Annotated in this window: 26 protein-coding genes; 3 read left to right on the forward strand and 23 right to left on the reverse strand. The window is 37.3% G+C overall.

What is annotated here, in order from left to right; translation table 11 throughout:
• Positions 1-16: 16 nt before the first annotated feature.
• The 11 genes from SBH76_RS05360 to lepB form a co-directional block, all read right to left on the reverse strand.
• The gene (locus tag SBH76_RS05360; RefSeq protein WP_317977065.1) at positions 17-709 is read right to left on the reverse strand and encodes a hypothetical protein; all 693 of its coding nucleotides are present in this window, start codon (positions 707-709) and stop codon (positions 17-19) included.
• Entirely contained in the window at positions 706-2,505 is a 1,800-nt protein-coding gene (locus SBH76_RS05365; RefSeq protein WP_317977066.1) for a glycosidase, read from the reverse strand. Before SBH76_RS05365 ends, SBH76_RS05360 begins: the two co-directional genes overlap by 4 nt.
• A gap of 25 nt (positions 2,506-2,530) precedes the next feature.
• Positions 2,531-3,319 (reverse strand): exodeoxyribonuclease III, encoded by a 789-nt coding sequence (locus SBH76_RS05370; protein ID WP_290648022.1) that lies wholly within the window; start codon positions 3,317-3,319, stop codon positions 2,531-2,533.
• The gene (locus SBH76_RS05375; protein WP_317977067.1) at positions 3,300-4,937 is read right to left on the reverse strand and encodes an ABC-F family ATP-binding cassette domain-containing protein; all 1,638 of its coding nucleotides are present in this window, start codon (positions 4,935-4,937) and stop codon (positions 3,300-3,302) included. Before SBH76_RS05375 ends, SBH76_RS05370 begins: the two co-directional genes overlap by 20 nt.
• On the reverse strand, positions 4,937-6,223 hold the full coding sequence (locus tag SBH76_RS05380; RefSeq protein ID WP_007595293.1) for an aspartate aminotransferase type Ic: 1,287 nt from the start codon (positions 6,221-6,223) through the stop codon (positions 4,937-4,939). The genes SBH76_RS05375 and SBH76_RS05380 overlap by 1 nt, the downstream gene beginning before the upstream one ends.
• A gap of 16 nt (positions 6,224-6,239) precedes the next feature.
• A complete protein-coding gene (locus SBH76_RS05385) occupies positions 6,240-6,548 on the reverse strand; it encodes a hypothetical protein (RefSeq protein ID WP_128674906.1) in 309 nt (102 codons plus the stop codon).
• An 81-nt stretch (positions 6,549-6,629) separates the two neighbouring features.
• On the reverse strand, positions 6,630-7,487 hold the full coding sequence (gene pgeF / locus SBH76_RS05390; protein WP_317977068.1) for a peptidoglycan editing factor PgeF: 858 nt from the start codon (positions 7,485-7,487) through the stop codon (positions 6,630-6,632).
• Complete coding sequence (locus SBH76_RS05395) at positions 7,484-7,825, reverse strand: YraN family protein (protein ID WP_007595287.1); 342 nt, start codon at positions 7,823-7,825, stop codon at positions 7,484-7,486. The genes pgeF and SBH76_RS05395 overlap by 4 nt, the downstream gene beginning before the upstream one ends.
• Positions 7,818-8,462 carry a ribonuclease HII gene (gene rnhB / locus SBH76_RS05400; protein WP_034211472.1) on the reverse strand — a complete coding sequence of 215 codons (645 nt, stop codon included), beginning with the start codon at positions 8,460-8,462 and terminating at the stop codon, positions 7,818-7,820. The genes SBH76_RS05395 and rnhB overlap by 8 nt, the downstream gene beginning before the upstream one ends.
• A gap of 9 nt (positions 8,463-8,471) precedes the next feature.
• Positions 8,472-9,311, reverse strand: a complete 840-nt coding sequence (gene ylqF / locus SBH76_RS05405) for a ribosome biogenesis GTPase YlqF (RefSeq protein WP_007595285.1) — start codon at positions 9,309-9,311, stop codon at positions 8,472-8,474.
• Between the two features lie 21 nt (positions 9,312-9,332).
• On the reverse strand, positions 9,333-9,863 hold the full coding sequence (gene lepB, locus SBH76_RS05410; protein WP_009663364.1) for a signal peptidase I: 531 nt from the start codon (positions 9,861-9,863) through the stop codon (positions 9,333-9,335).
• A gap of 70 nt (positions 9,864-9,933) precedes the next feature.
• Between lepB and fumC the strand changes: the two genes are divergently transcribed.
• Positions 9,934-11,298 (forward strand): class II fumarate hydratase, encoded by a 1,365-nt coding sequence (gene fumC / locus SBH76_RS05415; RefSeq protein WP_317977069.1) that lies wholly within the window; start codon positions 9,934-9,936, stop codon positions 11,296-11,298.
• Between the two features lie 14 nt (positions 11,299-11,312).
• Positions 11,313-12,683 carry an MATE family efflux transporter gene (locus SBH76_RS05420; protein WP_317977070.1) on the forward strand — a complete coding sequence of 457 codons (1,371 nt, stop codon included), beginning with the start codon at positions 11,313-11,315 and terminating at the stop codon, positions 12,681-12,683.
• Between the two features lie 45 nt (positions 12,684-12,728).
• Here the strand turns inward: SBH76_RS05420 and SBH76_RS05425 are convergent, their stop codons facing one another.
• The 3 genes from SBH76_RS05425 to SBH76_RS05435 all read right to left on the reverse strand — a co-directional run bounded on the left by SBH76_RS05425 (position 12,729) and on the right by SBH76_RS05435 (position 17,859).
• Positions 12,729-13,442, reverse strand: a complete 714-nt coding sequence (locus SBH76_RS05425; RefSeq protein WP_007595280.1) for a GTP pyrophosphokinase — start codon at positions 13,440-13,442, stop codon at positions 12,729-12,731.
• 54 nt (positions 13,443-13,496) lie between these two features.
• Entirely contained in the window at positions 13,497-14,267 is a 771-nt protein-coding gene (locus SBH76_RS05430; protein WP_317977071.1) for an Mrp/NBP35 family ATP-binding protein, read from the reverse strand.
• Between the two features lie 133 nt (positions 14,268-14,400).
• Complete coding sequence (locus SBH76_RS05435) at positions 14,401-17,859, reverse strand: DNA polymerase III subunit alpha (protein ID WP_317977072.1); 3,459 nt, start codon at positions 17,857-17,859, stop codon at positions 14,401-14,403.
• 176 nt (positions 17,860-18,035) lie between these two features.
• On the opposite strand from SBH76_RS05435, the gene SBH76_RS05440 reads away from it, so the two are divergent.
• Positions 18,036-18,299: a type II toxin-antitoxin system RelB/DinJ family antitoxin gene (locus SBH76_RS05440; RefSeq protein WP_317977073.1), complete on the forward strand. Its 264-nt coding sequence runs from the start codon at positions 18,036-18,038 to the stop codon at positions 18,297-18,299.
• 176 nt (positions 18,300-18,475) lie between these two features.
• On the opposite strand, the gene SBH76_RS05445 is transcribed toward SBH76_RS05440, so the two are convergent.
• From SBH76_RS05445 to SBH76_RS05485, 9 genes are all read right to left on the reverse strand, one after another.
• Positions 18,476-19,015: a hypothetical protein gene (locus SBH76_RS05445; protein WP_317977074.1), complete on the reverse strand. Its 540-nt coding sequence runs from the start codon at positions 19,013-19,015 to the stop codon at positions 18,476-18,478.
• Positions 18,993-19,223, reverse strand: coding sequence for a DUF3791 domain-containing protein (locus SBH76_RS05450; protein ID WP_007595266.1), 231 nt, complete (start codon positions 19,221-19,223; stop codon positions 18,993-18,995). Before SBH76_RS05450 ends, SBH76_RS05445 begins: the two co-directional genes overlap by 23 nt.
• On the reverse strand, positions 19,220-19,693 hold the full coding sequence (locus tag SBH76_RS05455; RefSeq protein WP_317977075.1) for a DUF3990 domain-containing protein: 474 nt from the start codon (positions 19,691-19,693) through the stop codon (positions 19,220-19,222). Before SBH76_RS05455 ends, SBH76_RS05450 begins: the two co-directional genes overlap by 4 nt.
• On the reverse strand, positions 19,690-19,926 hold the full coding sequence (locus SBH76_RS05460) for a DUF3791 domain-containing protein (protein WP_007595265.1): 237 nt from the start codon (positions 19,924-19,926) through the stop codon (positions 19,690-19,692). Before SBH76_RS05460 ends, SBH76_RS05455 begins: the two co-directional genes overlap by 4 nt.
• Before the next feature lie 7 nt (positions 19,927-19,933).
• Entirely contained in the window at positions 19,934-20,515 is a 582-nt protein-coding gene (locus SBH76_RS05465) for a rhomboid family intramembrane serine protease (protein WP_007595251.1), read from the reverse strand.
• 49 nt (positions 20,516-20,564) lie between these two features.
• Complete coding sequence (locus tag SBH76_RS05470; protein ID WP_007595250.1) at positions 20,565-21,011, reverse strand: YwiB family protein; 447 nt, start codon at positions 21,009-21,011, stop codon at positions 20,565-20,567.
• Positions 21,012-21,300: 289 nt separating this feature from the next.
• Complete coding sequence (gene murI, locus SBH76_RS05475) at positions 21,301-22,104, reverse strand: glutamate racemase (RefSeq protein WP_317977076.1); 804 nt, start codon at positions 22,102-22,104, stop codon at positions 21,301-21,303.
• A gap of 6 nt (positions 22,105-22,110) precedes the next feature.
• Positions 22,111-23,160 (reverse strand): D-alanine--D-alanine ligase family protein, encoded by a 1,050-nt coding sequence (locus tag SBH76_RS05480; RefSeq protein WP_317977078.1) that lies wholly within the window; start codon positions 23,158-23,160, stop codon positions 22,111-22,113.
• A complete protein-coding gene (locus tag SBH76_RS05485) occupies positions 23,160-23,840 on the reverse strand; it encodes a GntR family transcriptional regulator (RefSeq protein ID WP_317977079.1) in 681 nt (226 codons plus the stop codon). The genes SBH76_RS05480 and SBH76_RS05485 overlap by 1 nt, the downstream gene beginning before the upstream one ends.
• Positions 23,841-23,859: the final 19 nt, after the last annotated feature.

Genomic DNA, 23,859 nt, shown 5'->3' on the forward strand with positions numbered 1-23,859 from the left:
TATCTTCTAAAAAATTTTATTCCCATCTTTCAAACAAATCTTCAAACTTCAGGGTATCATCTTTTTTTATAACCTTACTTCTGCCGTCTCCGTAATCATAGCAAAAAGTCGTCCATAGGTTTCTCTTTCCAAATCCTATTTTTACAAGTTTATCTAAAACGATACCGCCCTGTGGAAGCTCTTTTTTTAAAAAGTCGCACAGTTCATCAAGAGTTTTTATATCGACAAAATCATTTATACCCTGTTTAAATGTTATAGACTTATAATCATTGTCGTCTTTATCATAGATCCTTATATGCTTCATATTTTGATTGAAGTTATTTATTCTCCCAGCTGTTTCATTGCCCTCTATAAGAGAAAAACCTCCCTGCATATAGGCTTTTTCTATCTTATAATCCTTTAATGTATCATCTTTTTCGGTTTCTCTTTCGATGTTAACATTTTTACCGTCATACTTCACATCATAAATATCGCCTTTAAAATCCATATATTTTAAACGGGAACATGTGGCATTTGCAACCATGCATTTTACACTTGCCTCTTCCTGAAATCCCTTTTTAAGGCTTGGCTTTAAAAACTCTTTTTTACCCTCTTTAGACTTTGAGTATTCAGCCATATCATCATCGGAACTCTTAGGCTTTGATATTTTTATCATTAGAAAAACCGCAACTATCACTACCGCAACTGCCGCTATAATAATTACATTCATACCTTCTTCTTTCTTACATCCGCCTTTTTATCTTCTTCGGCAATAAGTACCATACAACTTCTGCATTCAACCGATATCTTTCTTTGGTCTTTTGTATTTACAGCTTCTTTCTTAAAAGGAGTATTTATATCATCCGTATTTACCAATATCTTCCAAGAGCTTCCCCTCTTTATAGTAGGAAGAGAAAACTCATGTCTGTCCCAATGCATATTTAAGATAATATATATATCCTGTTTTCCTTCTATAAGTATTCCCATCTGTCTGTTATAGTATTCAAAATCCGGTTTCCACACCTGCATACCGTGGACAGACGTTTTAGACTTTTCCCCACCCAAAATATACTCTCTTCTGAATTCAAGCATAGCCCTTACAAAGTCAAGAAAATCCTTATTCTTGTTTACGAGCTTCCAATTGAAATAGCTTATATCATTGTCCTGACAGTATGTATTATTATTTCCGTTCTTTGACTGTAGTACCTCATCGCCGCTGCATATACATGGAGTACCTTTTGATATCATCAAAAGTAAAACCGCATTCAAATACATCCTTTTTCTTAGATTAAGCACCTGAGTTTTTTTGGTGTCACCCTCAAATCCGCAGTTCCAGGAGAAGTTCATATTTGATCCGTCTGCATTGTCCTCTCCATTGTCTTCATTATGCTTATAATCATATCTGTATATATCAGCAAGTGAAAATCCGTTGATATCTGCAATAAAATTCATATAATTACTCTTATCTGCAATCACATTCGCAACGAAAGGAACCATTCCCTCATCACCCTTCAGATATTTTCTCATATTATTCATATAATCATAATCCATAGAGATGATGTTTTTGTCCTTACTTTCATATATCTTATTTGTAAAGATAAATTTGCACTCAAGAAGATAGGGATCTTTTACAATATCCTCACAGTAGTCAACTCCTGTAAGATGAAAACCGTCTATATGATATTCTATTTTCCAATATCTTAATACATCAATTATATAGCTGATATTCTTCTTAGCAAAGAAAAATTCCTGTATAACTCCGATACCTGCTTCATGCAGAGATTTCACCATACTCTTATATTCATTTACAGGATTTCTGTTTTTTCTGGTAGAATAACTTGCCTTAGGTGCAAAGTTTAAACTGTTTGCATATCCCCAATAGTTTATTCTGATTTTTTCCTGTTTTACTTTCTTCTCCTTATCAAAAAGAGAAATCCAGCTTCCACCGACTCTTATAAATTCATCAAATTCTGTAGCAGGCATTATATCAACAAAATCCACGCCAATGTCTTTTAAATAGTCTATCTTACTTATAAGTCCTTTAAATGTACCCTTGTCCACAACCTTTGAGCTGTTTGATTTTGTAAAACCTCTTATATGAAGCCTGTAAATAAATGCTTCATCCAAAGTTTTATTGTCCAAGTTGTTTTCAAAACCATTACCCCAGTCAAATTCACTTATATACACAGGGCTTCTTCTCGGATTATCTATAAGACTCGTTTTACCGAAACTGTCTCTGCCTGAAAAACATTTACCGTATTCATCCGGAAAAAGTCCTTTTTCATCCTCTAACGCATACTCAAAAGTTTTCTTAATTCGTGTATTTACCTGTAAAAACCACACATCTCCTATTCTTGATTCTTTAGGAAACTCTATTCTGTCTACAGGCGCTTCTTCATTTCTTTCATAAAGGTTTAAATAGAGTCGTTCACACTTTCTTATAACCTTTATACAAAAATAAGAGGGCGTCACCGTTATACCAAGCGGATAAGAATAACTTCTTCCTCTCTCCTTCTGAACTACCATAACGCACCTCCTTTAAGTCATATATTTATATTTCAATATCCAGTTCTACCGGACAATGATCTGAACCTAAGATATCACTGTGTATCTTAGCTTCCTTTATTCTATCTTTTAATTTATCAGAAACTATAAAATAGTCAATACGCCAACCAACATTCTTTGCTCTGGCACCGCCCATATAGGACCACCATGAGTAAGCATCCGTTTTATCCGGATACAGTACTCTGAAGCTGTCGCAAAAGCCTGAAGATAGAATAACATCCATCTTGCCTCTTTCCTCATCTGTAAATCCGGCATTTTTCCTATTGGTCTTAGGATTTTTCAAATCTATCTCTTTATGAGCAACATTCAAATCACCGCAGAATATCACCGGCTTTTTTTCTTCAAGCTTTAAGATATAGGAGAGGAAAGCATCTTCCCAAGTCATTCTGTAGTCAAGTCTTGTAAGGCCTCTTTGAGAGTTTGGAGTATAGCAGGTTATCAGATAAAAATCTTCATACTCCGCTGTAATAACTCTTCCCTCATTATCATGTTCCTCTATACCGATACCATAGGTTACATTAAGAGGCTTATCTTTAGTAAAAACAGCTACACCGGAGTAACCTTTTTTTTGCGCATAGTTCCAATAGTCATAATATCCCGGCAAATCAAGCTCTATTTGACCTTCTGAGAGCTTTGACTCCTGTATGCAAAAAATATCGGCATCAATATCTCTAAAGAAGTCTAAGAATCCCTTGGTAACAGCGGCTCTAAGTCCGTTGACATTCCATGAAATCATTTTCTTTGTACTTGCCATATCAATCATCACTCTCTTCATCTGCTGAAACTGTATATGTAAATCTCTTTCTTGCCATCTCATCAGACTCAAGGTATTCATCATAGGTTGTAATCTTGTCTATAAGACTTCCGTTAATGATCTCCATAATTCTGTTTGCAGTAGTCTGTACTACCTGATGGTCTCTTGATGAGAAGATCAGTACGCCTTTAAACTTTTCAAGTCCTGTATTGAGTGCTGTAATAGACTCCATATCAAGGTGGTCGGTAGGCTCATCAAGTATAAGTACATTTGCTCCACTTATCATAAGCTTTGAGAGCATGCAACGAACCTTCTCTCCTCCTGAAAGTACCTTAACTTTCTTTACTCCATCTTCACCTGCAAAAAGCATTCTGCCAAGGAAGCCTCTTACATAGGTAGCATCCTTGATTTCAGAATATCCTGTAAGCCATTCAACTATTGTCTCTTCACCGGAGAAATCCTTGGTATTGTCCTTTGGGAAATAGCTCTGTGTAGTGGTGAGTCCCCATTTATAGCTTCCGCTGTCAGGCTCCATCTCTCCTGCAAGTATCTTAAAAAGAACTGTCTTTGCCTTTTCATTAGGTCCTACAAGTGCTACCTTATCTTCTCTATTCAGTACAAAGCTGATGTTATCAAGTACCTTCTCACCATCAACAGTTTTTGAAAGATTTTCAACTGTAAGAACTTCATTACCAATCTCTCTTGCAGGTCTAAAATCAATATATGGATACTTTCTTGAAGACGGCTTTATATCGTCAAGCTCAATCTTTTCCAAGGCTCTCTTTCTGGATGTAGCCTGTTTTGACTTTGAAGCATTTGCAGAGAATCTTTGAATAAACTCCTGCAACTCCTTGATCTTTTCTTCTTTCTTTCTGTTTGCTTCCTTCATCTGTCGAACCATAAGCTGGCTTGACTCATACCAGAAATCATAGTTTCCGGCATAGAGCTGTATCTTGCCATAGTCAATATCTGCAATCATTGTACAGACTTTATTAAGGAAATATCTGTCATGAGATACAACTATAATTGTGTTTTCAAAGTTTATAAGGAACTCTTCAAGCCAGGCAATAGCATCCAAATCAAGGTGGTTTGTAGGCTCGTCAAGTAAGAGTATATCAGGATTACCGAAGAGTGCCTTTGCAAGAAGTACCTTCACCTTAAGGTTTGACGGCATATCACTCATCAGTGTATAGTGATGTTCCATATCGACTCCAAGTCCGTTCAGAAGTGCCGCCGCATCGGATTCGGCCTCCCAACCGTTCATATTTGCAAACTCACCTTCAAGGTCAGCCGCCTTTATACCGTCTTCTTCGGTAAAGTCAGGCTTTGCATATATTGCATCTTTTTCCTTCATTATCTCATACAGTCTTGCATTTCCCATTATTACTGTATCCAAAACAGTATATGTATCATATTTGAAATGGTCCTGTTCCAAGAATGAAAGTCTCTCTCCCGGTGTTATTACTATATCACCGTTTGTAGGTTCTATCTGTCCTGAGAGTATCTTAAGGAATGTTGACTTTCCCGCACCGTTTGCACCTATAAGTCCATAGCAGTTACCCGGTGTAAATTTTATATTAACATCTTCAAAAAGGGCTTTCTTCCCCAATCTGAGGGTTATTCCATTTGCACTAATCATTATAATTCTCCTAAGAGTTTATCAACTGCCGCCATCTTTGTACATAGACACAGAAGGTTTGCGGCTATCTCCAAATCCGCTACAGGCGGGAATGAAGGAGCGATACGAATATTCTTATCATCCGGATCTTTTCCGCCCGGGAATGTAGCTCCTGCACCTGTCATTACAACACCTGCTTTTTTACATTTTGATACAACTTCTTTTGCGCATCCGTCCATAGTATCAAAAGAGATAAAGTATCCGCCCTTCGGCTTTGTCCAGCTTGCTATACCAAGACCGCCAAGCTCTTTTTCAAGTGTATCTATTACCATCTCAAACTTAGGTCTGAGTGAGTCGGCATGCTTTTTCATATGCTCTACCATACCGTGAATATCTTTAAAATATCTTACATGTCTAAGTTGATTTACCTTATCATGTCCGATTGTCTGCATCTTCAACTGCTTCTTTATATCCTCAAGGTTGTTATGTGATGTTGCAAGTGCCGCAATACCTGATCCAGGGAATGTAACCTTTGATGTGGAAGCAAACTTATATACAAGATCAGGATTTCCCGCTCTCTTACACTCAGCCAAAATCTCTATAAGGTGATCCTGATCAAGATCATAGAGGTGATGAATTGTATATGCATTATCCCAATAAATTCTGAAATCCTTAGCGGCAGGCTTTAATCTTGCAAATCTTCTTACAACTTCGTCAGAGTATGAGTTTCCTGTAGGATTTGAATACTTCGGTACACACCAGATTCCCTTTATTGAGTCATCCTTTTGCACAAGTTCTTCTATCATATCCATATCGGGACCGCTCTCAAGCATCGGTACGCATACATTCTCAAATCCGAAATACTCAGTTATTGCAAAATGTCTGTCATATCCCGGTACTATACAAAGGAACTTTACTTTGTCAAGCTTACACCATGGTGTTGAACCCATTACTCCATGTGTATATGATCTTGATATACAGTCATACATTACATTAAGACTTGAGTTTCCGTAGATAATAAGGTTATCTGCCGGAACCTCCATCATATCACCCATAAGCTCCTTTGCCTCAGGAATACCGTCAAGTACGCCGTAGTTTCTGCAGTCTGAACCGTTCTCACTCATAAGATCTTTATCTGATGAAAGTACATCCATAAGTCCCATAGAGATATCAAGCTGCTCCTGTGAAGGCTTTCCTCTACTCATATCAAGTTTCAAGTCTTTGGCCTGCATTGCCTTATATTCGGCCTTCAAGCTTTTTTTAAGCTCCAAAAGTTCCTCTTTTGTCAATTCTGCGTATGGTTTCATTATCTTCTCCTTATACCTATTTGTTATTTTTGCTCATTTCTTCAAGCTTTGCATTCAACTCATCTAATTTCTTTTGGCATTCAAGTATCTTTGATCTCTGATCAAATACCAGCTCATCATCTTTTAAAAGATCATTGGCCGCCACATACTCTCCTATAACCATTTTGTAGGACTTTATAATATCCTCTTCTATTTTTATGTCTCTTTTGAGCTTTGTAATATCGGCAATTTCTCTGCCCTTATTTAAAGCATTCTGTGCTATTTTCTGTCCTTCTTCTTTAGCAATACTTCCATATATGCTTAACTTCTTGAAAAAATCTTCCATATAGCCTCCTTTATTCAAATATTAACAGTATAATTACTTTATCAACTTTTAGCAAGTCCAAGGTTACAGTTAGACAATAAATTATTTTAATGCCAAAAATGCGGCCATATTTCCTCTGATATCTCCCATTATTCTATGGGAATAAAGCAAATCCGGATTGCAGGCGGTACAAATATTTGATGTAAATATATTCTCAGGCAAGACTCCCGCCTCTTTTAAGACTGTTTCATTCGCTTTCCAAAGTGAAAGTCTGAAATGATCCTCTCCGTCTTCTCTGAAAATACTCTCTATATCTTCACTTTTAAAGTTTTTTGAAAACTCTTCGTATACATCTTCGCTTACCTGATAGCAGTCTTGACAAATCCCGGGGCCTATACAGGCAATTACATCCTTTGCATCCGTGCCGAATTTTTTTGCCATCTCATCTATCATTACCGCACCCATTCTTTTGCAGGTACCTCTCCAACCCGAATGAGCAAGCCCTATTACCTGTTTTTTTCTGTCGTAAAAATACAGCGGAATACAGTCTGCAAAAAAAGCCCCCAAGGTAATGCCTCTCTCATCAGTTATCAGCCCGTCAATATTTCTGTAGTCTCTTTCAACCGATACTCCCTTACCCATATCGCTTTTATTCACTACTCTTACATTGGTGGAATGCTCCTGATATGAGAGCACAAAACTGTCTTCCTTTACTCCCAGAGCTTTTGCCATTCTTTTATAATTCTCAAGTACACCCTCTTTATTATCAGGCTCTCTGCTGAAACTTAAATTCATAGAGGCATAAGGGCCTTCGCTTACCCCTCCTATCCTTGTGGAAAATCCCTGAACAAGCTCCTCATATTTTTCCAATGCTTCAAACGAAAAATATTCCACTCCGTTTTCAGCTTTTTTCAATCTCAAAATATTTTTATCATTCTTTTTTAATATCTTTATACTCAATAAAATGCTCCTTTTATCCAGTCTATCTTCTCACCCATTATTCCTATACAGTCAAATCTTATACTGTGCATGAAATAATGCTTTTCATTAAGATAATACCTTGCCAGTTTTCGTATTTTCTGTTGCTTAAAATATCCTACAGACTCAAGCGGATATCCGAAGCTTTCATCTTTCCTGTATTTTACTTCTATAAATAATAATACATTGCCTTCTATGGCGATAATATCTATCTCGCCGAATCTGTTTCGGTAGTTTCTTTCAAGTATTATGATTCCGTTATTTTCAAGAAAAGAGGCAGCAATTGCCTCCCCCTTGTTTCCGACTTCTCTTTTATTCACTTACAAAATTTCCTATAAATGATTTTCTGTGTATGGCACATGGCCCTATTTCCTTTAAAGCCGCTATATGCGTCGCCGTACCGTAGCCCTTATTTGATGCAAATCCGTACTCAGGGTAGATTTTATCATACTCTGCCATAAGCCTGTCTCTGGTGACCTTTGCAAGTATACTTGCTGCGGCTATGTTTACACTCTTGGCATCTCCTTTTACTATACCCACCTGCTTTATATTTATATCAGGTATATGTACAGCATCCACCAGTAAAACATCAGGTGTTTTTTCCAGTGCATTTACGGCCTCTCTCATTGCCTCATAAGTAGCCTGTAATATATTTATCTCATCTATCAAAGTATTTGAAGCAATACCTATACCGTACGCTATGGCATTTTGCTTTATTTCATCAAATAAAACATCTCTTCTCTTTTCCGTCACCTTTTTGGAGTCATTTAAAAAAGGAAGGAAGATGTCCTTCGGCAAAATTACCGCCGCCGCCACCACAGGACCTGCAAGCGGCCCTCTGCCTGCCTCGTCTATACCGGCAACATATGCCAAATCGCTGTATTTATTTTCAAATTCTCTCATGCCCTCAAGTCTTACTCTCTCAAGGGCAAGTTTTTCTTCACTTATTTTCCTCATCCTGTTTTCCTACGGCATTTGTAATGTAACTCTTCCAAGCTTCCCCGACCTGAACTCATTTACAAAGATACTTGCGGCCTTATCATAGTCAAGCTCATTGCCCTTCTTTGTACAACCTCTTAAGTTTGCTATTTTTATTAAAACGGCATTTTCATCATCACCGTCTTCCATCTCAAATCTTTCTGTAAGTATCTCAGGTCTGTTTTTAATAAACCATTTAATAAGTTCAAGCCCCAGCTCTCTGATATCTATAATCATATCGTTTATAGAGCCGATAAATGCAATCATCTCACCGATGTTTTCGTCTTCAAACTTTGGCCAAAGTATTCCCGGAGTATCTAAAAGTTCTATCTGACCTTTAAGTTTTATCCACTGATTCCCCTTGGTAACTCCCGGTTTATTTCCGGTCTTTGCCATTGCTCTTCCTGAAACCGAGTTTATAAGTGTGGACTTGCCGACATTCGGAATACCTGCCACCATTGCTCTTACAGGTCTGTTTTTAATTCCTCTTTTGGCGTCTCTTTCTCTCTTTTCCTTTGAAACATTCTCTATAGCCTTTATCAGTGCATTCACTCCGTTTTTCTTTCTGGAGTCCATAAACATGCACTCATAACCCTGCTCCTTATAATGGCTTGCCCATCTGTTGTTTGCACTCTCATCGGAGAGATCGGCCTTATTTAATATAATAATTCTGGACTTATTGGAACCCAGTTCCATGATTTCCGGATTTCTTGTAGCCTCAGGTGCTCTGGCATCAGTCATCTCTATAATAATATCCACAAGCTTTATGGCATCTGACATGGCTCTTTTTGCCTTAGTCATATGACCCGGGTACCATTGTATCTTCATAAACTATCCTTTCATCAGGCTCTATTTTATAAAACCTATCCTTTTTACAGGCAATACTCTGATCCATGCATTACCTATAATCATATCTTCCGTTACATTTCCTATTGTTGAGATCCTTGAGTCTTCACTTCCGACTCTGTTATCACCCAATACAAAATATTCATTACTTGCCAACTTAATTTCGTCTGCAGCCAAACCGCCTGATGAAGCCTCAAAAAATTTATCCAATACTTCACCGTCTATATAAACCAAACCTTCTCTTATATTAACACTTTCACCGGGAAGCCCTATGACTCTTCTGATACACACTCTTCCGTCTGTATTTTGAAATGCTATCAAATCATATCTTTTAGGTTTTAAAAAAGTATATGTGGCTTTATTTATAAGTACAGCCTCTCCCTGCTCTATCTGCGGTGACATGGACTGACCGACCATAAAGGTTTTTGCTCCAAATATATACACCACAAACCATGCAAGTGAAAGTATCACTGCCAATTGCATCAATATGTCCAGTATTATTAAAAATCTTGACTCTTGTTTTTTTATTTTCATTTATTGACCTGTTTTTTTATTTTGTTTTTTGTTAAACTGATTATAGCATAAATGATGTTAGGAGAAAACTATGGAATATCGTATAGAGCATGACTCTATGGGCAGTATCAAAGTACCTGTGGACAAATATTACGGCGCTCAAACAGCAAGAAGTCTTTCAAACTTTAAAATCGGTACCGAAAAAATTCCGACTGAGGTGATACGAGCATTTGCATATCTGAAATCAGCCTGTGCCGCTACAAATCTTGAACTTGGAAAATTGACGGAGGAAAAGTCGAACATTATAAATAAGGTTTGCAATGAAATACTTGAAGGTAAGCTGGACGAGCACTTCCCGCTCTCAGTATGGCAGACCGGCAGCGGTACTCAGAGCAATATGAACGTAAATGAGGTAATTACCAATAGAGGCAATGAGATTTTGGGGAAAAAGCTTTTGCATCCGAATGATGATGTAAATATGTCACAAAGCTCAAACGACACCTTCCCCGCTGCAATGCATATAGCTGCGGTTTTGGAAGTACAGGATAAGCTCCTTCCTTCTTTAGATAAGCTGATACATGCATTTAAAAAGCTTGAAGAGGAAAATGAAGGAATTGTAAAATCCGGAAGAACACATTTACAGGATGCCACTCCTATAGCCTTTTCACAGGAGATAAGCGGATGGAGGTCTTCTCTTGAAAATGATTATATGCAAATAGAAAGTGCGCTTCCATTTATAAAAAAACTTGCTCTCGGTGCCACTGCTGTAGGTACGGGACTGAATGCTCCAAAGGGATTTGACACTCTGGTTGCAAAGAATATATCAAAACTTACCGGTAAAGATTTTGTTACAGACAGCAATAAATTCCATGCTTTAACTTCAAAATCCGAACTTACCTTTGTACATGGAGCACTTTCATCTCTTTCAGGCGATTTGATGAAAACAGCAAATGATATAAGATGGCTTTCAAGCGGTCCAAGATGCGGTTTGGGTGAAATATTTATTCCTGAAAACGAACCCGGAAGCTCAATAATGCCCGGAAAAGTAAATCCTACACAGTGTGAGTCAATGACTATGGTATGTGTACAGGTAATGTCAAATAATACGGCTGTAAATATGGCATCAAGCCAAGGGAATTTTGAGCTGAATGTATTTATGCCTGTGCTTATCCATAACTTCCTTCAGTCTGTCAGAATTTTATCTGAAGGTATGGACTCATTCAGAGTTCACTGTGTGTGCGGTATCAAGGCAAACAAACAAAAAATGCATGAAAATCTGCATAATTCACTGATGCTTGTAACCGCCATCAGTCCATATATCGGATATGAGAACGCTGCAAAAGTTGCCAAGCTTGCACATGAGAAAAATATTTCTCTAAAAGAGGCGACTCTTGTCATGAATCTTATGACAGAGGAAAAATTTGATGAGGTTTTTAAACCTGAAGAAATGATATAAAAGAAAGGATATTTATGCAACAAACCAAGAAGCAGGATATGACCAAGGGGAATATTACCTTCGGGCTTTTATTATTCTTCTTCCCCATACTCCTTGGAACTTTCTTCCAACAGCTGTATAACACTGCAGATGCCGTTATCGTGGGTCAAAATGTAGGAAAGCTCGGACTTGCAGCCGTAGGTGGAACCACAAGTACAATAATCAATCTTTTTATAGGCGTTTTTGTAGGATTATCCTCCGGTTTCAGTGTAATCGTCTCACAACACTATGGCGCAAAAAATGATAGGCTTGTAAGTATATGCGTTCATACTTCAATTGCGTTTTCACTTATAGTGGGAATCATAGTCAGTATATTAGGTATAATATTTTCAAAGACAATGCTTGCAAATATGAATATTCCGGATGATATGATGTCTATGGCATTACCCTATCTTCAAATATACTTTCTGGGACTTGCACCTAATCTTATCTACAATATGGGAGCCGGACTCCTTCGTGCTGTAGGTGACTCCAAAACTCCGCTTATATTCCTTGTTATAAGCTGTTTTGTGAATATAGTTTTAGATATTATATTGATACGCTATATGAATATGGGCGTAACAGGTGCAGCAATTGCAACCGTTACATCGCAAATAATCAGTGCCGTATTGGTCATCATAGTGCTCTATAAAAGAAATGATGCATTAAAATTGAGATTAAAGAATTTACAAATAAATTTTTCGGAGCTCAGAAAAATGATAAGTATAGGTACTGCCGCAGGAATGCAGTCTGCCATGTACACCATTGCAAATATACTTATTCAGGCCTCTATAAACAGTCTCGGTACCGACACAATTGCCGCCTTTACCGCCTACGGTAAAATAGACACTCTCTTTTGGATGACTATACAGTCTCTCGGAATCTCCGTTACCACCTTCACCGGACAAAACTTCGGCTACGGTAATAAAGAAAGAGTAAAAAAAGGAATAATTTACGGAATGATTTTATCGGTCGTAGTTACCGGAATAGTAATGATAATGTTAAAACTCTTTGGAAGAAATATTTATACCCTGTTTACCAAGGACGAGAATGTGTTAAAGATAGGTACGGATATGCTGAATTTTATGGTTGTCGCCTTCCCGGCATACATTATTATCGAGATCTTCTCAGGGTCTCTCAGAGGAATCGGTGACAGCTGGATACCTATGATAATGACCGCTGGAGGTGTATGCGTACTTAGAATAGTCTGGATAATTGTAATGGTACCAAAATTCCCGAATTTCTATACAATACTCTGGGCTTATCCGCTTTCATGGATCATCACCAGCACACTGTTTTTGATATACATGTTCGGCTTCAGCAAGATGAAGCTTTGGTTAAAATCCAATATATATACTATTGATTAACAAAAAGGCTGTAACTTAATTTTTCATAAGTTACAGCCCCACTTTTTATCTCGGTTTTCTTACTTCTATACCTCTTGACTCTATGCTTTGTCTTATATTAAGCATTTGTTGGTCCGTATTTGCTATCACATCGGCACATTCCTTAAGCTGTCTTTCAACATCGTCGGAATCAATAAAATCTTTTTTGTATTTCAGCTGATGATCAAGGCTCGCCCAAAAATCCATGGCAATAGTCCTTATCTGTACCTCAACCCTCATAGGCTGCTTTTTCTCCGAGAAAAATACCGGTATCTCGATAATAAGATGGTAAGAGCGATATCCGTTTTCCTTAGGCTTTTTTATATAATCCTTTACGGCAATCAAATTTACATCGTCCTGTCTTGTAAGCATATCGGCCACTTCATAAATATCATCAAGGAATGAGCAGATAACTCTTATACCTGCCACATCATCCAGATTATTGACTATTGAATCAAGTGTAAGCGGAAGTCCACGCCTTTTTAACTTTTCCACAATGCTTTTCGGCTTTTTTACTCTTGATTTTATCACCTCTATAGGGTTTCTTCTGTTTTTAACCGAAAGTTCATCATTTAAAACTTCCAGCTTTGTCTTTACTTCCCTGATTGCACAGGTATACATCATCATGGCCTCTTGAAATTTCTGTGCCATTTCATGTATTTCTTCAGGTATCTGTACCAAATCGGGAACTTGTACAATGGACTGCTCCAATTCGTTATTCGGGTTATTTGATATATACATAAGCTCTCCACTTCTTTTGCATACTCTTTCCGGTATATTCCCCGGTCAAAATAATTATTTTAAAATATAATCTGCCGCTTCATCAAACCAAGGTGCCTTAACATACTCTACAAGACCTGCGTCCACCTGTCTCGCCACTTCAGGATCTATAGGAAGCTTTGCAAGTACCTTCAATCCTTCTTTTTTTGCTATCTCATCAATATGACTCTTTCCGAATATCTCATGCTTGCTTCCACAATCAGGACACTCAAAATAGCTCATATTCTCAACAAGACCGAGTATAGGAACATTCATCTTTTTAGCCATGTTTACGGCCTTTGCAACTATCATTGAAACAAGCTCCTGAGGACTGGTAACTATTATAATTCCGTCAACAGGTATTGACTGGAAAACTGTAAGCGGAACATCTCCTGTACCCGGAGGCATATCAACAAACATATAGTCGATATTATTCCATACGGTATCCTTCCAAAACTGCTTTACAACACCTGCTATTACAGGTCCTCTCCATATAACCGGATCTGTCTCATTCTCTAAGATAAGATTTGTACTTACCACATTAATTCCCGTATTTGTAACAGCCGGAACCATAAGCTGATCATATGTAACCCCAAGCTTTCCGCTAAGCCCGAATGCCTTAGGTATGGAAGGTCCTGTGATATCGGCATCTATAATACCGACTCTAAAGCCCTTTGTCATTGCCTTTACCGCCATCAATGATGTCACAAGGCTTTTACCTACTCCACCCTTTCCTGAAACAATACCTATTACTTTATTTACACTGCTTTGAGGGTCAAGCTCTTCCCTGAATTCATTATTTGCCATATTAAAAACCGTATAGACTTATGTCTATAATTTCCTTTCTTACTTAGTACAATACTCTATTGAGCACAAAGTAATTATACTAAAATAATCAATATTTTTCTATGCGTTTTGTTACATATCTGACTTTTATATATTAAATCTTCTCCACTACCTTTACATTGTCGCTGCCAAGTCTTTCGCCAAGTATTCTGACAGCCTCATCTGCGGGCACTCCCCACTCACCGCCAAGGTCCTTTTTTGCTCTTTCCTTTTTCAGATATATGATAACACTGTCATTTCCGCTCATCATACCTATATCTGTAAGGAGGTTTCCAAGATCCTCTTCATAGCTTTCCTTATCGGCATACTGTATCCAAAGTTCTTTTTTCACTCTTCCAAACTCACTTACAGTATCCACTATGAGTTTGCCTTCCTCTTCTCCCGAGGTATCAACTCTTCCCTTAACAAATACTTTTCCACCCTCTATGAGCTCATTGCCGTAGTTTTCAAATGCCTTCGGGAATACAACAAGCTCTATTCTTCCATACAGATCTTCAAGAGTACATATGGCCATCATATCGCCTTTTTTGGTAAATCTTTTATTTACCTCCACCAGCAATCCGCCAATGGTCAACTTAATTCCCGACTCCAAAGGAATCTCTCCGTTTTCATCCGGATAAAAGTCAATGCTTCTTGCATCGGAGTGCTTTTCCAAAAGTGAAATATATTCTTCCAAAGGATGTCCGCTGACATACATTCCCATAACTTCCATCTCATATTTTAGAAGTTCTTCTTTAGGATACTCCTCTATATGAATAAGTTCAGAAACAAAGCTGTCCTTATCCTCTTCACTTACCACATCAAAAAATGACATCTGACCGGGGATCACCGCCTTACTCTCCTTGGACTTCTTATCTATGAAAAGTTCCGCATTAAGAATCTTTTCATGTCGGTTTCCCTCCATACCGTCAAGGGCTCCCGACTTTATAAAGCCTTCAATGCTTCTCTTATTCAAATCCTTTTGAGGAAGTCTGTTTATAAAGTTTTCAAGCGAAAGAAATTTTCCGTTTAAAGTCCTCTCTCTTACAATCGCATCGGATACCGCTTTTCCGACACCCTTTATGGTGGAAAGACCGAATCTTATACCGTCCTCATCCACACTGAATGCTCCCTCACCGAGATTTACATCCGGAGGCAATATCTTTATACCCATATCGGAAAGGCCACCCATATATTCAATAAGCTTTGTCGGATTATCGCTTACGGAAGTGAGTGAAGCCGCCATAAACTCTTTCGGATAATAATATTTCAGATATGCGGTCTGATATGAAACCACAGCATAACATGCCGCATGTGATTTGTTGAAGGCATAACTTGCAAAGTCAATCATTTCATCAAAGATTCTGTTTGCTATTTCTTCTTTTATACCGTTATTTATACAGCCCTTGATACCCTTTTTTTCATTTCCATATACGAAGTTCTTTCGCTCCATCTCCATAATATGTGCCTTTTTCTTACTCATGGCACGGCGAACCTCATCACTTCCACCCATGGTATATCCTGCCAGATCTCGCACAATCTGCATTACCTGCTCTTGATATACTATACAGCCATAGGTCGGCTCAAGTATGGAAATAAGTTGTGGCGTATCATAGCTTACTTTGTCTTTGTTGTTCTTACCTGCAATATATTTCGGTATAAAATCCATAGGCCCCGGACGATAAAGTGAAATACCGGCAATTATATCCTCAAGATTTTCAGGTTTTAATCGCTTCATAAAGCTTTGCATTCCGCCGCTCTCCAACTGGAATACCGCATCTGTCCTTCCTGTGGATATGAATTCATATACCTTTTTATCATCATAGTCAATATTTTTTAAGTCGATATCTATACTATGATTTTTCTTTATCATTGCCAAAGCATTTTGAAGTACTGTAAGTGTGCGCAGTCCCAAAAAGTCCATCTTTAAAAGACCGAGCTCCTCCAAGGTCGTCATGGTAAACTGCGTTGTAACCGCATTATCCACTCCAAGTGCAAGCGGTACATATTCTTCAACAGCTTTTTTTGAGATTACAACGCCTGCCGCATGAATACTTGCATGTCTTGGCAGCCCCTCAAGTTTCAAGCTGTAATTTATAAGTTCATGAACCACTTCATCACTGTCATACAGCTCTTTAAGTTCCTTATTTCTCTCAAGTGCAAGCCCCAAAGTAATATCCTTATCCATTGGTATCATCTTTGCAATACTGTCACATCTGGCATATGGAATCTCCATAGCTCTTCCGACATCCCTGATAACACCTCTTGCCTGCAATGTACCGAAGGTTATTATCTGACATACTCTTTCACTGCCGTATTTGTTTACCACATATTCAATAACTTCGCCACGTCTTTCATCCGCAAAGTCCACGTCTATATCGGGCATGGAAACTCTCTCGGGATTTAAAAATCTCTCAAAAATAAGATTATATTTTATCGGATCGATATCTGTGATTCCAAGACAGTATGATACTACACTTCCTGCTGCAGAACCTCTTCCCGGTCCTACAGAGATACCCTTGCTTCTTGCATAATTTATATAGTCCCAAACTATCAAAAAATAGTCTATATAACCCATTTTTTCTATTACGCCAAGCTCATAGTACATTCTGCTCTTTATTTCTTCTCTGTTTGGATAATCGTCCGGGTAATTTCTTTCAAAACCGCTTTGACACAGACTTTCCAAATATTCCTTTGCCGACATTTGATTCGGCACAGGATATTCAGGCAATTTGGTCTCACCGAATTTTATTTCCACATCACACATATCCGCTATCTTACCGGTATTTTCAACAGCATCTATTGCATATGGAAATAGTGCCTTCATCTCATCTTCGGACTTTAAGAAAAATTGTCCGCCCTCATATCTCATTCTGTCGGGATCGGACACTGTCTTACCGGTCTGTATACAAAGCAGTATGTCATGTGCTTTTGCATCTTCAGCATTTATATAGTGTATATCATTGGTTGCCACAAGCGGAATATCAAGCTCTTTTCCGATTTTTACCAGAACCTGATTTACATACTTTTGCTCGGGAATTCCATGGTTTTGAAGCTCCAAATAAAAAGAATCCTCACCAAACAGATCCTTATATTTTTGTGCGGCCTTTCTTGCATCATCCTCTCTACCTCTTGATATAAGCTTTGGAATTTCACCTGCCAAACAAGCTGAAAGCGCTATTATACCCTCATGATATTCCTGTAACAGTTCAAAGTCTATTCTCGGTTTATAATAAAAACCTTCGGTAAAACCTTTTGAAACTATCTTTGTCAGGTTCTCATAGCCCTTATTATTTTTTGCCAGTAAAATAAGGTGATAGTATCTGTCTCCCTGCTTTGCCTGCTTTTCAAATCTTGATGAAGGGCTTACATACACTTCACAACCAAGTATCGGTTTGATACCCTGTGCCTTTGCCTCTTTATAAAAATCTATGACTCCATACATCACTCCATGATCGGTAATGGCAAGTGATGTCATATTGAGTTCTTTTGCTCTACTTATTATCTCTTTTATCTTACAGGATCCGTCCAATAATGAATATCCTGTATGTACATGTAGATGTGTAAAAGACATATTTCTCCTCTTTTTCATTCAATACTTATTATATTATATCATATTTTGGGAAATTGGAGAGTATATGTAAAAATCAATATTGATTATATTATGTAAATATATTTTATATAACTTTTCTTGTATTTTTCTTTACAAATGCTATAATAAATTCATCAATATAAGAAAGGAGAAGTTTTATGGCACAGACCGTTAATGTAAACTTTCGTCTGGATGAGGCGGATAAAAAGAGAATGGAAAATGTTTGTAATGAGCTTGGACTTTCTATGAGTGCGGCCTTTACTATATTTGCCAAGAAAGTTGGCAGAGAGCATCGTATACCTTTTGAAGTCTCTATGGATCCGTTTTATTCGGAGAATAATCAAAGGTATTTGAAAGAAAAGCTTGACAAATACAAAGCCGGTCAGCTTAAACTTGCCGAACATGAATTAATAGAGGATTAAAGTTATGGCAAGAACATTACAGTGGGATTTTGATGCATGGGAAGACTACCTTTATTGGCAAAGTCAGGACAATTCTATCCTGTCGTGGACATTATAATTAAAATAATGGGAGATATCACAAAGTATAAGAATTTTGTAATATCTCCCTTTTAAACAATTGATCGCTTATAGATAATCTATTTACAACAGTCATGCTTTCCGTTAAGATTCCTGTACGCATACAAAAGTACATCATTATCTACGCTGTTAAATTCTATAAAGCATATATCTCCTACATTAATTTTTATTTTATCATAAACTTTTGCATTTGATATATCTACACATTCTATAGCTACAGATACAGCATCTAATTCTGAAATAAAACCTGTATACATTTCATCATTCGAATCTATCATAACAGTTGATATTCGTTTACTCAAAATTATATATTCGAGGATATTTCCAATAGATATTTCACCGTCCAAGTCATTCATAGATACCGTTTTTGTCTCTTTACCCTTCCAGTAATCTATATATAATTTCATTTTGGCTAAATATTCCGTACCCTCAAAACATGAGCTTATTATTTTCTTTTTAAAAGCATAAATTCCTGCTTCTCTCCCCTGATCATCATACGCTTTAAATATACAGATATCATCATTTTGATGCAGCAGATATCCTACACTAAAGCTTTCATCATCGGTTGAGTATATCTCATATAGCTTTCCTATTTCCATACTCGCCACTATATTCTCGCTCCAAATCTTCAATCAAATATTCATCACTCATACAATGCATATCGGAAATCCCTTTACTCATCAGTTCATATGTAAATGAGTGATAAAAAAAATCTAAAGATTCCTCAATTGAAATGTTTTTTTTTCGTGCAAAATTTTCTATAATGCGTGCATATTTCTTTTGTAATAACACAGGATTTGCATTCATATTGTCTCACTTCCCTCATATAATAAACTGTAGTCCAACGCTTTTTGTGTCCTGAAACATATCTGTAGATTAGGCTTTTCATATTTTAATCGACTTATAGCCTCTTTCTTGTCAATCAGTCCATCAAAAAATAATTCAATAGTGTTAAAAACTTTATCATTAGCAACACCACCTATTACCACATCATAATCTGATACATCCTTACCTGCTCTACAATTTAGAATAAAGTCCAACCATTCATCTGAATATGTATCAAAGTTTAATACCTTTAATTTATGAAGTACCTTTTCATCAAATCTATAATATGATATTATCCCATTGCCTCCATTTCTTTTAAACTTTCTTGCCCAATTTACGGCCTGTTCATACAATGGAGTTGTGTAAAATCCCAATCCGAAATCAACATTTTTTCTTGAATGTAATAAATCCGGTGATTTAATTTCTGTATATGAACCATGATATAGTCTCATACCGTCAGACCTCTTTTCTTCATCACATCCAAAATATCTTCAATAATATAATCTTTGCCCTGTGTATGTAATACATCATATGACGGTACTATATAACTGTTTAATATATCGCTGTCCTCTGTCAGTATTTGATATACTTCTCTTCCATCTTTTCCCAGCTTTTTTGCAAGACCTTCTATACAAAATAACACATATTCCAGAACAGAAATATCATATATTATTTCTCTCTCCATAAATACCCTAGTACCTGTTCATTCTCCCCTTATTCATCACATATCCAAGCAGGGCACCTACTATACCTCCGAGGATATGAGTAAGATTTGAAATATTGTCCTGTACAAAGAATCCTTGATATATCTGCTCTCCGATATATAAAAGCGCTACAAGAATAAATGTAAAAGGAATTTTTCCTTCTTTAAATCCTGCAAATGATGAAAGCAGTATAAATGCAAACACTACACCGCTTGCTCCAAGCAATCCTGAAGACGGGAATACAAAGAAATGTACCAATCCCGTTACAAGTGCAGTTGCAAGAATTACAAAGAGTATATTCGCCGAACCGTACTTTTCTTCAAGCATCGGTCCGATTACAAGTATCAGCATTATATTACCAAGGAAATGATCAAGATTTGCATGGCCAAGTACATGTCCGAAAAATCTGATATATGTAAGAGGATTTATAAAAGACGATCTGTATACACTGAAGAAAAGTCTTGTGGAAAGTCCTCCCGTAATAACATCCATTACAAATACTATAAAGCTCAAAATAACAAATCCCAATATAACCGGTGAATTGAATGAAATTTTTAATTTATTGTCCATATTTCCTCCTTGACTTAGGTTTAACTAACCTGTTCTAAAAAAGGGTGGATCAACCACCCTTTTTATCTACTCTATCAACAGCTTCAACTATGTGAATGCGCATCTTTGAATTTGATGCCCTATCTCCCTCTATGTAGAGTATATATTCAACATAGACATTTATCTCCTCCTCATTCATATCTATGAGCAGAAGCTTTGTCTCTGTTTCCATATCCAATCTTCCAAAGGGAGTGTCATATATTGTTTTGTACCTACTGTTATTGGCAAATACCATCTTGGAATTTACCACACCCTCTTTGATAATTTCAACCCTGTTCTTCTTTACTATTATTGTATTAAGGATAATTTCATCAAAACCTTGGGCTTCTTCCACGTAAGTTATTTTGTGTATATCACCATCAATATAGTGATTTCCTGAAATATTCACGGCAATAGGATCGTTCTCATCATACCTCAAATGAGAGCCGCTAATCTCAATATCTACAAATTCTTTCATAATCTTCTACCTTAAAACCATAGTAGAAGCCGCAATGCGGTCTCTACCCAACCCTAAGCTACCACTGGTTGTTATGCAAATATCAAGTTTAAAATAAAAGAATGATAGTTTACTAGAAAAATGTATCTCCCCACTATTCTATATAAAATAACCTTAAATAAAAAACTGATAACTATGCTCAACAAAGAATGCCTGTCTGCTTTATGTACACTCTTGTCTAGCCAATCCAATTTGTATGCATTCTGCAAAGCTTTAAATGTTTTTTAATCGTAACAATATTTTATTGTCACTAAAATTCCTCTATATTGACTATACCGGCCTTCTTTACTATGCCGGGCATAATAGAAGATGCAAAATCACTAAATCTTTCCGCCATATCACTGACATAAAAGTCATGAAAAACTTCGCCGTCATCCACGGCACAAAGATTCTCACGCTCCAACAAAGATTTCAATTCCTTCGCGGTCTCATATGCAGGATTTACAAGGGAAACTTCCTCTCCCATAATCCTTCCAAAAGTCTTATACAGTAAAGGATAATGGGTACATCCCAATACCAGACTGTCAATATGTCTGCTCTTTAATTCACTAACATACCTTGAAATAATCTCATCTGTAACTCTGTCATTTATAAGGCCCTCTTCTACCAAAGGAACCAAAAGCGGACAGGCCTTTTGTATTACTTCAAGTTCATTATTTATCTGATGAATAGTTTTCTCATATATACCGCTTGATATGGTTCCGCTGGTACCCACAACTCCAATCCTTCCCACCTTTGTGGTTTTGGCGGCAGTTATGGCACCTGCATGAATAACACCCATAATCGGTATATCAATCTCTGTCTTTAATATGTCAAGCGCAAAAGCACTGGCGGTATTGCACGCAATCACAATAGCTTTTACATTTTTTGTCTGTAAAAATTTTACAATCTGTCCGGAGTATTTAATAATAGTATCTCTTGACTTGGAGCCGTATGGAACTCTTGCCGTATCTCCAAAATAAACAGTACTTTCATTTGGCATCTGCGACACTATTTCCCTTGCTACCGTAAGCCCTCCGACACCTGAATCAAATATTCCTATAGGTAAATTCAAGAAAAATCACCTTCTCTCAAAAGCCAAATCAATAAGTTTGTCAATCAGCTCTTTCTTTCCGATACCCGCAGCCTCAAATAACATAGGATACATACTTATTGCGGTAAATCCGGGCATTGTATTTATCTCATTAAATACAATCTCTCCGTCTTCCTTTGCAAAGAAGTCCACTCTTGAAAGTCCGAATCCGTCCAAAGCTGTAAAAATCTTTTTTGCGCACTCGGGAAGTTTTTCTCTTACTCCGTCAGGAAGCTTTGAGTCAAGCAATGTGAGTGAATCCAGCTTATATTTTGCATCATAATCATAGAATGTTGCCGCCGATTTTATCTCACCGACTCCGCTTGCCATTACATCTCCCGGTTTGCCAAGCACTCCACATTCCACCTCATGTCCCACTATAGTTTCTTCCACAAGAACTTTTCTGTCATGATTTAGAGCTTCTTTTATACCTTTTTCCAGTTCCTCTCTGTTTGAGGCTTTTGATACGCCTCTTGAAGAACCGGCGTTTGAAGGCTTTACAAATACCGGATAGTCAAATCTGTTTTCAATCCTCTTTATTACTCCTTCAAAATCCTCCCTCGCTTCATAGTCAAGTACCGGCTCATATGCGGCCTGTCTTATACCGAGCTTGTCAACAACAAGTTTTGTATAGAGCTTGTCCATACCTACGGCACTGGCTAAAACTCCACACCCTACATAGGGAATCTTTGCAAGTTCCAACAGTCCTTGAATAGTACCGTCTTCACCATAGAGTCCATGCAGTACAGGGAATACCACATCCACATGAATTTCCTTATATTCCCCATCTGTCTCTACTATTATACACTTTTTTGTTGCATCAGGCAAAATAAATGCACAATTCTTTGAATTAATCCAACTTCCGTCTTCCATTGAAGATATATTCTCAACCTTGAGCCATTTACCTTCCTTGGTGATACCGATTAAAATGAGCTCATATTTATCAGTATCCACCTGTTTTGATATATTGGTTGCAGATATTACAGATATCTCATGTTCAGAGGACTGTCCTCCGAATATTATCACTAATTTCCTCATTATTTTGTAGGTGTCTCCTTGATCTTCTTGGAAACATTCACCTCCTGATTATTTATATGCTCGGCAATGATTCTCTTAGCCTCCGACTTGTCTCTGCACTTTAGCGCCTTTAATATCATCTCATGCTCTTCCATAAGCTGATTTCTTGTCGCTTCAGCCTTTACATATTCAAGTCTGTAACGATACATCTGCTCACGTAGATTATTTATCATCTGTACCAGCTTATCATTGCCTGTGCTTGTAAATATTATATCATGAAATTTCTCATCTGCACGTGCAATATCAATAATATCTTTATTTTCTATTGAATCAACAAATTCCTCTTCAGCCTGCTCAAGCTCATTTAACTCCTCATCCGTAATCTTTGTACATGAAAGTTCTATTGCAAGCTCCTCCAAGGCTCTTCTCACTTCCAGAGTATCTCTAAGATTCTTTTCGGTAATCCCTGCAACCTCTGCACCCTTTCTCGGAATCATAAGCACAAGGCCTTCAAGTTCAAGCATTCTTATAGCTTCTCTTATAGGTGTTCTTGACACTCCAAGCTTCTTTGAGAGAGCTATCTCCATAAGTCTCTCACCCGGCTGCAACTCTCCTCTTAGAATTGCCTGTCTTAAAGTTTTAAAAACCACATCTCTCAGTGGCATATATTCATCTCCTTCTGCATGCGAAAAAGCTGTCATTGTATCCTCCATATATCTT

Source organism: Lachnoanaerobaculum sanguinis (assembly GCF_033242365.1).
Classification (GTDB): Bacteria; Bacillota; Clostridia; order Lachnospirales; family Lachnospiraceae; genus Lachnoanaerobaculum; species Lachnoanaerobaculum sanguinis.

Excerpts from the sequence above, each read along its gene's own strand:
- SBH76_RS05420 (WP_317977070.1), top strand. The coding sequence starts at position 11,313 with ATGCAACAAACCAAGAAGCAGGATATGACCAAGGGGAATATTACCTTC.
- SBH76_RS05425 (WP_007595280.1), bottom strand. The coding sequence starts at position 13,442 with ATGTATATATCAAATAACCCGAATAACGAATTGGAGCAGTCCATTGTA.
- lepB (WP_009663364.1), bottom strand. The coding sequence starts at position 9,863 with ATGAAAATAAAAAAACAAGAGTCAAGATTTTTAATAATACTGGACATA.
- SBH76_RS05485 (WP_317977079.1), bottom strand. The coding sequence starts at position 23,840 with ATGACAGCTTTTTCGCATGCAGAAGGAGATGAATATATGCCACTGAGA.
- fumC (WP_317977069.1), top strand. The coding sequence starts at position 9,934 with ATGGAATATCGTATAGAGCATGACTCTATGGGCAGTATCAAAGTACCT.
- SBH76_RS05435 (WP_317977072.1), bottom strand. The coding sequence starts at position 17,859 with ATGTCTTTTACACATCTACATGTACATACAGGATATTCATTATTGGAC.
- SBH76_RS05450 (WP_007595266.1), bottom strand. The coding sequence starts at position 19,223 with ATGAATGCAAATCCTGTGTTATTACAAAAGAAATATGCACGCATTATA.
- SBH76_RS05440 (WP_317977073.1), top strand. The coding sequence starts at position 18,036 with ATGGCACAGACCGTTAATGTAAACTTTCGTCTGGATGAGGCGGATAAA.
- SBH76_RS05360 (WP_317977065.1), bottom strand. The coding sequence starts at position 709 with ATGAATGTAATTATTATAGCGGCAGTTGCGGTAGTGATAGTTGCGGTT.
- SBH76_RS05465 (WP_007595251.1), bottom strand. The coding sequence starts at position 20,515 with ATGGACAATAAATTAAAAATTTCATTCAATTCACCGGTTATATTGGGA.
- SBH76_RS05430 (WP_317977071.1), bottom strand. The coding sequence starts at position 14,267 with ATGGCAAATAATGAATTCAGGGAAGAGCTTGACCCTCAAAGCAGTGTA.
- SBH76_RS05380 (WP_007595293.1), bottom strand. The coding sequence starts at position 6,223 with ATGAAACCATACGCAGAATTGACAAAAGAGGAACTTTTGGAGCTTAAA.
- ylqF (WP_007595285.1), bottom strand. The coding sequence starts at position 9,311 with ATGAAGATACAATGGTACCCGGGTCATATGACTAAGGCAAAAAGAGCC.
- SBH76_RS05370 (WP_290648022.1), bottom strand. The coding sequence starts at position 3,319 with ATGAAGAGAGTGATGATTGATATGGCAAGTACAAAGAAAATGATTTCA.
- SBH76_RS05460 (WP_007595265.1), bottom strand. The coding sequence starts at position 19,926 with ATGGAGAGAGAAATAATATATGATATTTCTGTTCTGGAATATGTGTTA.
- SBH76_RS05375 (WP_317977067.1), bottom strand. The coding sequence starts at position 4,937 with ATGATTAGTGCAAATGGAATAACCCTCAGATTGGGGAAGAAAGCCCTT.
- SBH76_RS05385 (WP_128674906.1), bottom strand. The coding sequence starts at position 6,548 with ATGGAAGATTTTTTCAAGAAGTTAAGCATATATGGAAGTATTGCTAAA.
- SBH76_RS05365 (WP_317977066.1), bottom strand. The coding sequence starts at position 2,505 with ATGGTAGTTCAGAAGGAGAGAGGAAGAAGTTATTCTTATCCGCTTGGT.
- SBH76_RS05480 (WP_317977078.1), bottom strand. The coding sequence starts at position 23,160 with ATGAGGAAATTAGTGATAATATTCGGAGGACAGTCCTCTGAACATGAG.
- rnhB (WP_034211472.1), bottom strand. The coding sequence starts at position 8,462 with ATGAGGAAAATAAGTGAAGAAAAACTTGCCCTTGAGAGAGTAAGACTT.
- SBH76_RS05470 (WP_007595250.1), bottom strand. The coding sequence starts at position 21,011 with ATGAAAGAATTTGTAGATATTGAGATTAGCGGCTCTCATTTGAGGTAT.
- SBH76_RS05445 (WP_317977074.1), bottom strand. The coding sequence starts at position 19,015 with ATGGAAATAGGAAAGCTATATGAGATATACTCAACCGATGATGAAAGC.
- SBH76_RS05455 (WP_317977075.1), bottom strand. The coding sequence starts at position 19,693 with ATGAGACTATATCATGGTTCATATACAGAAATTAAATCACCGGATTTA.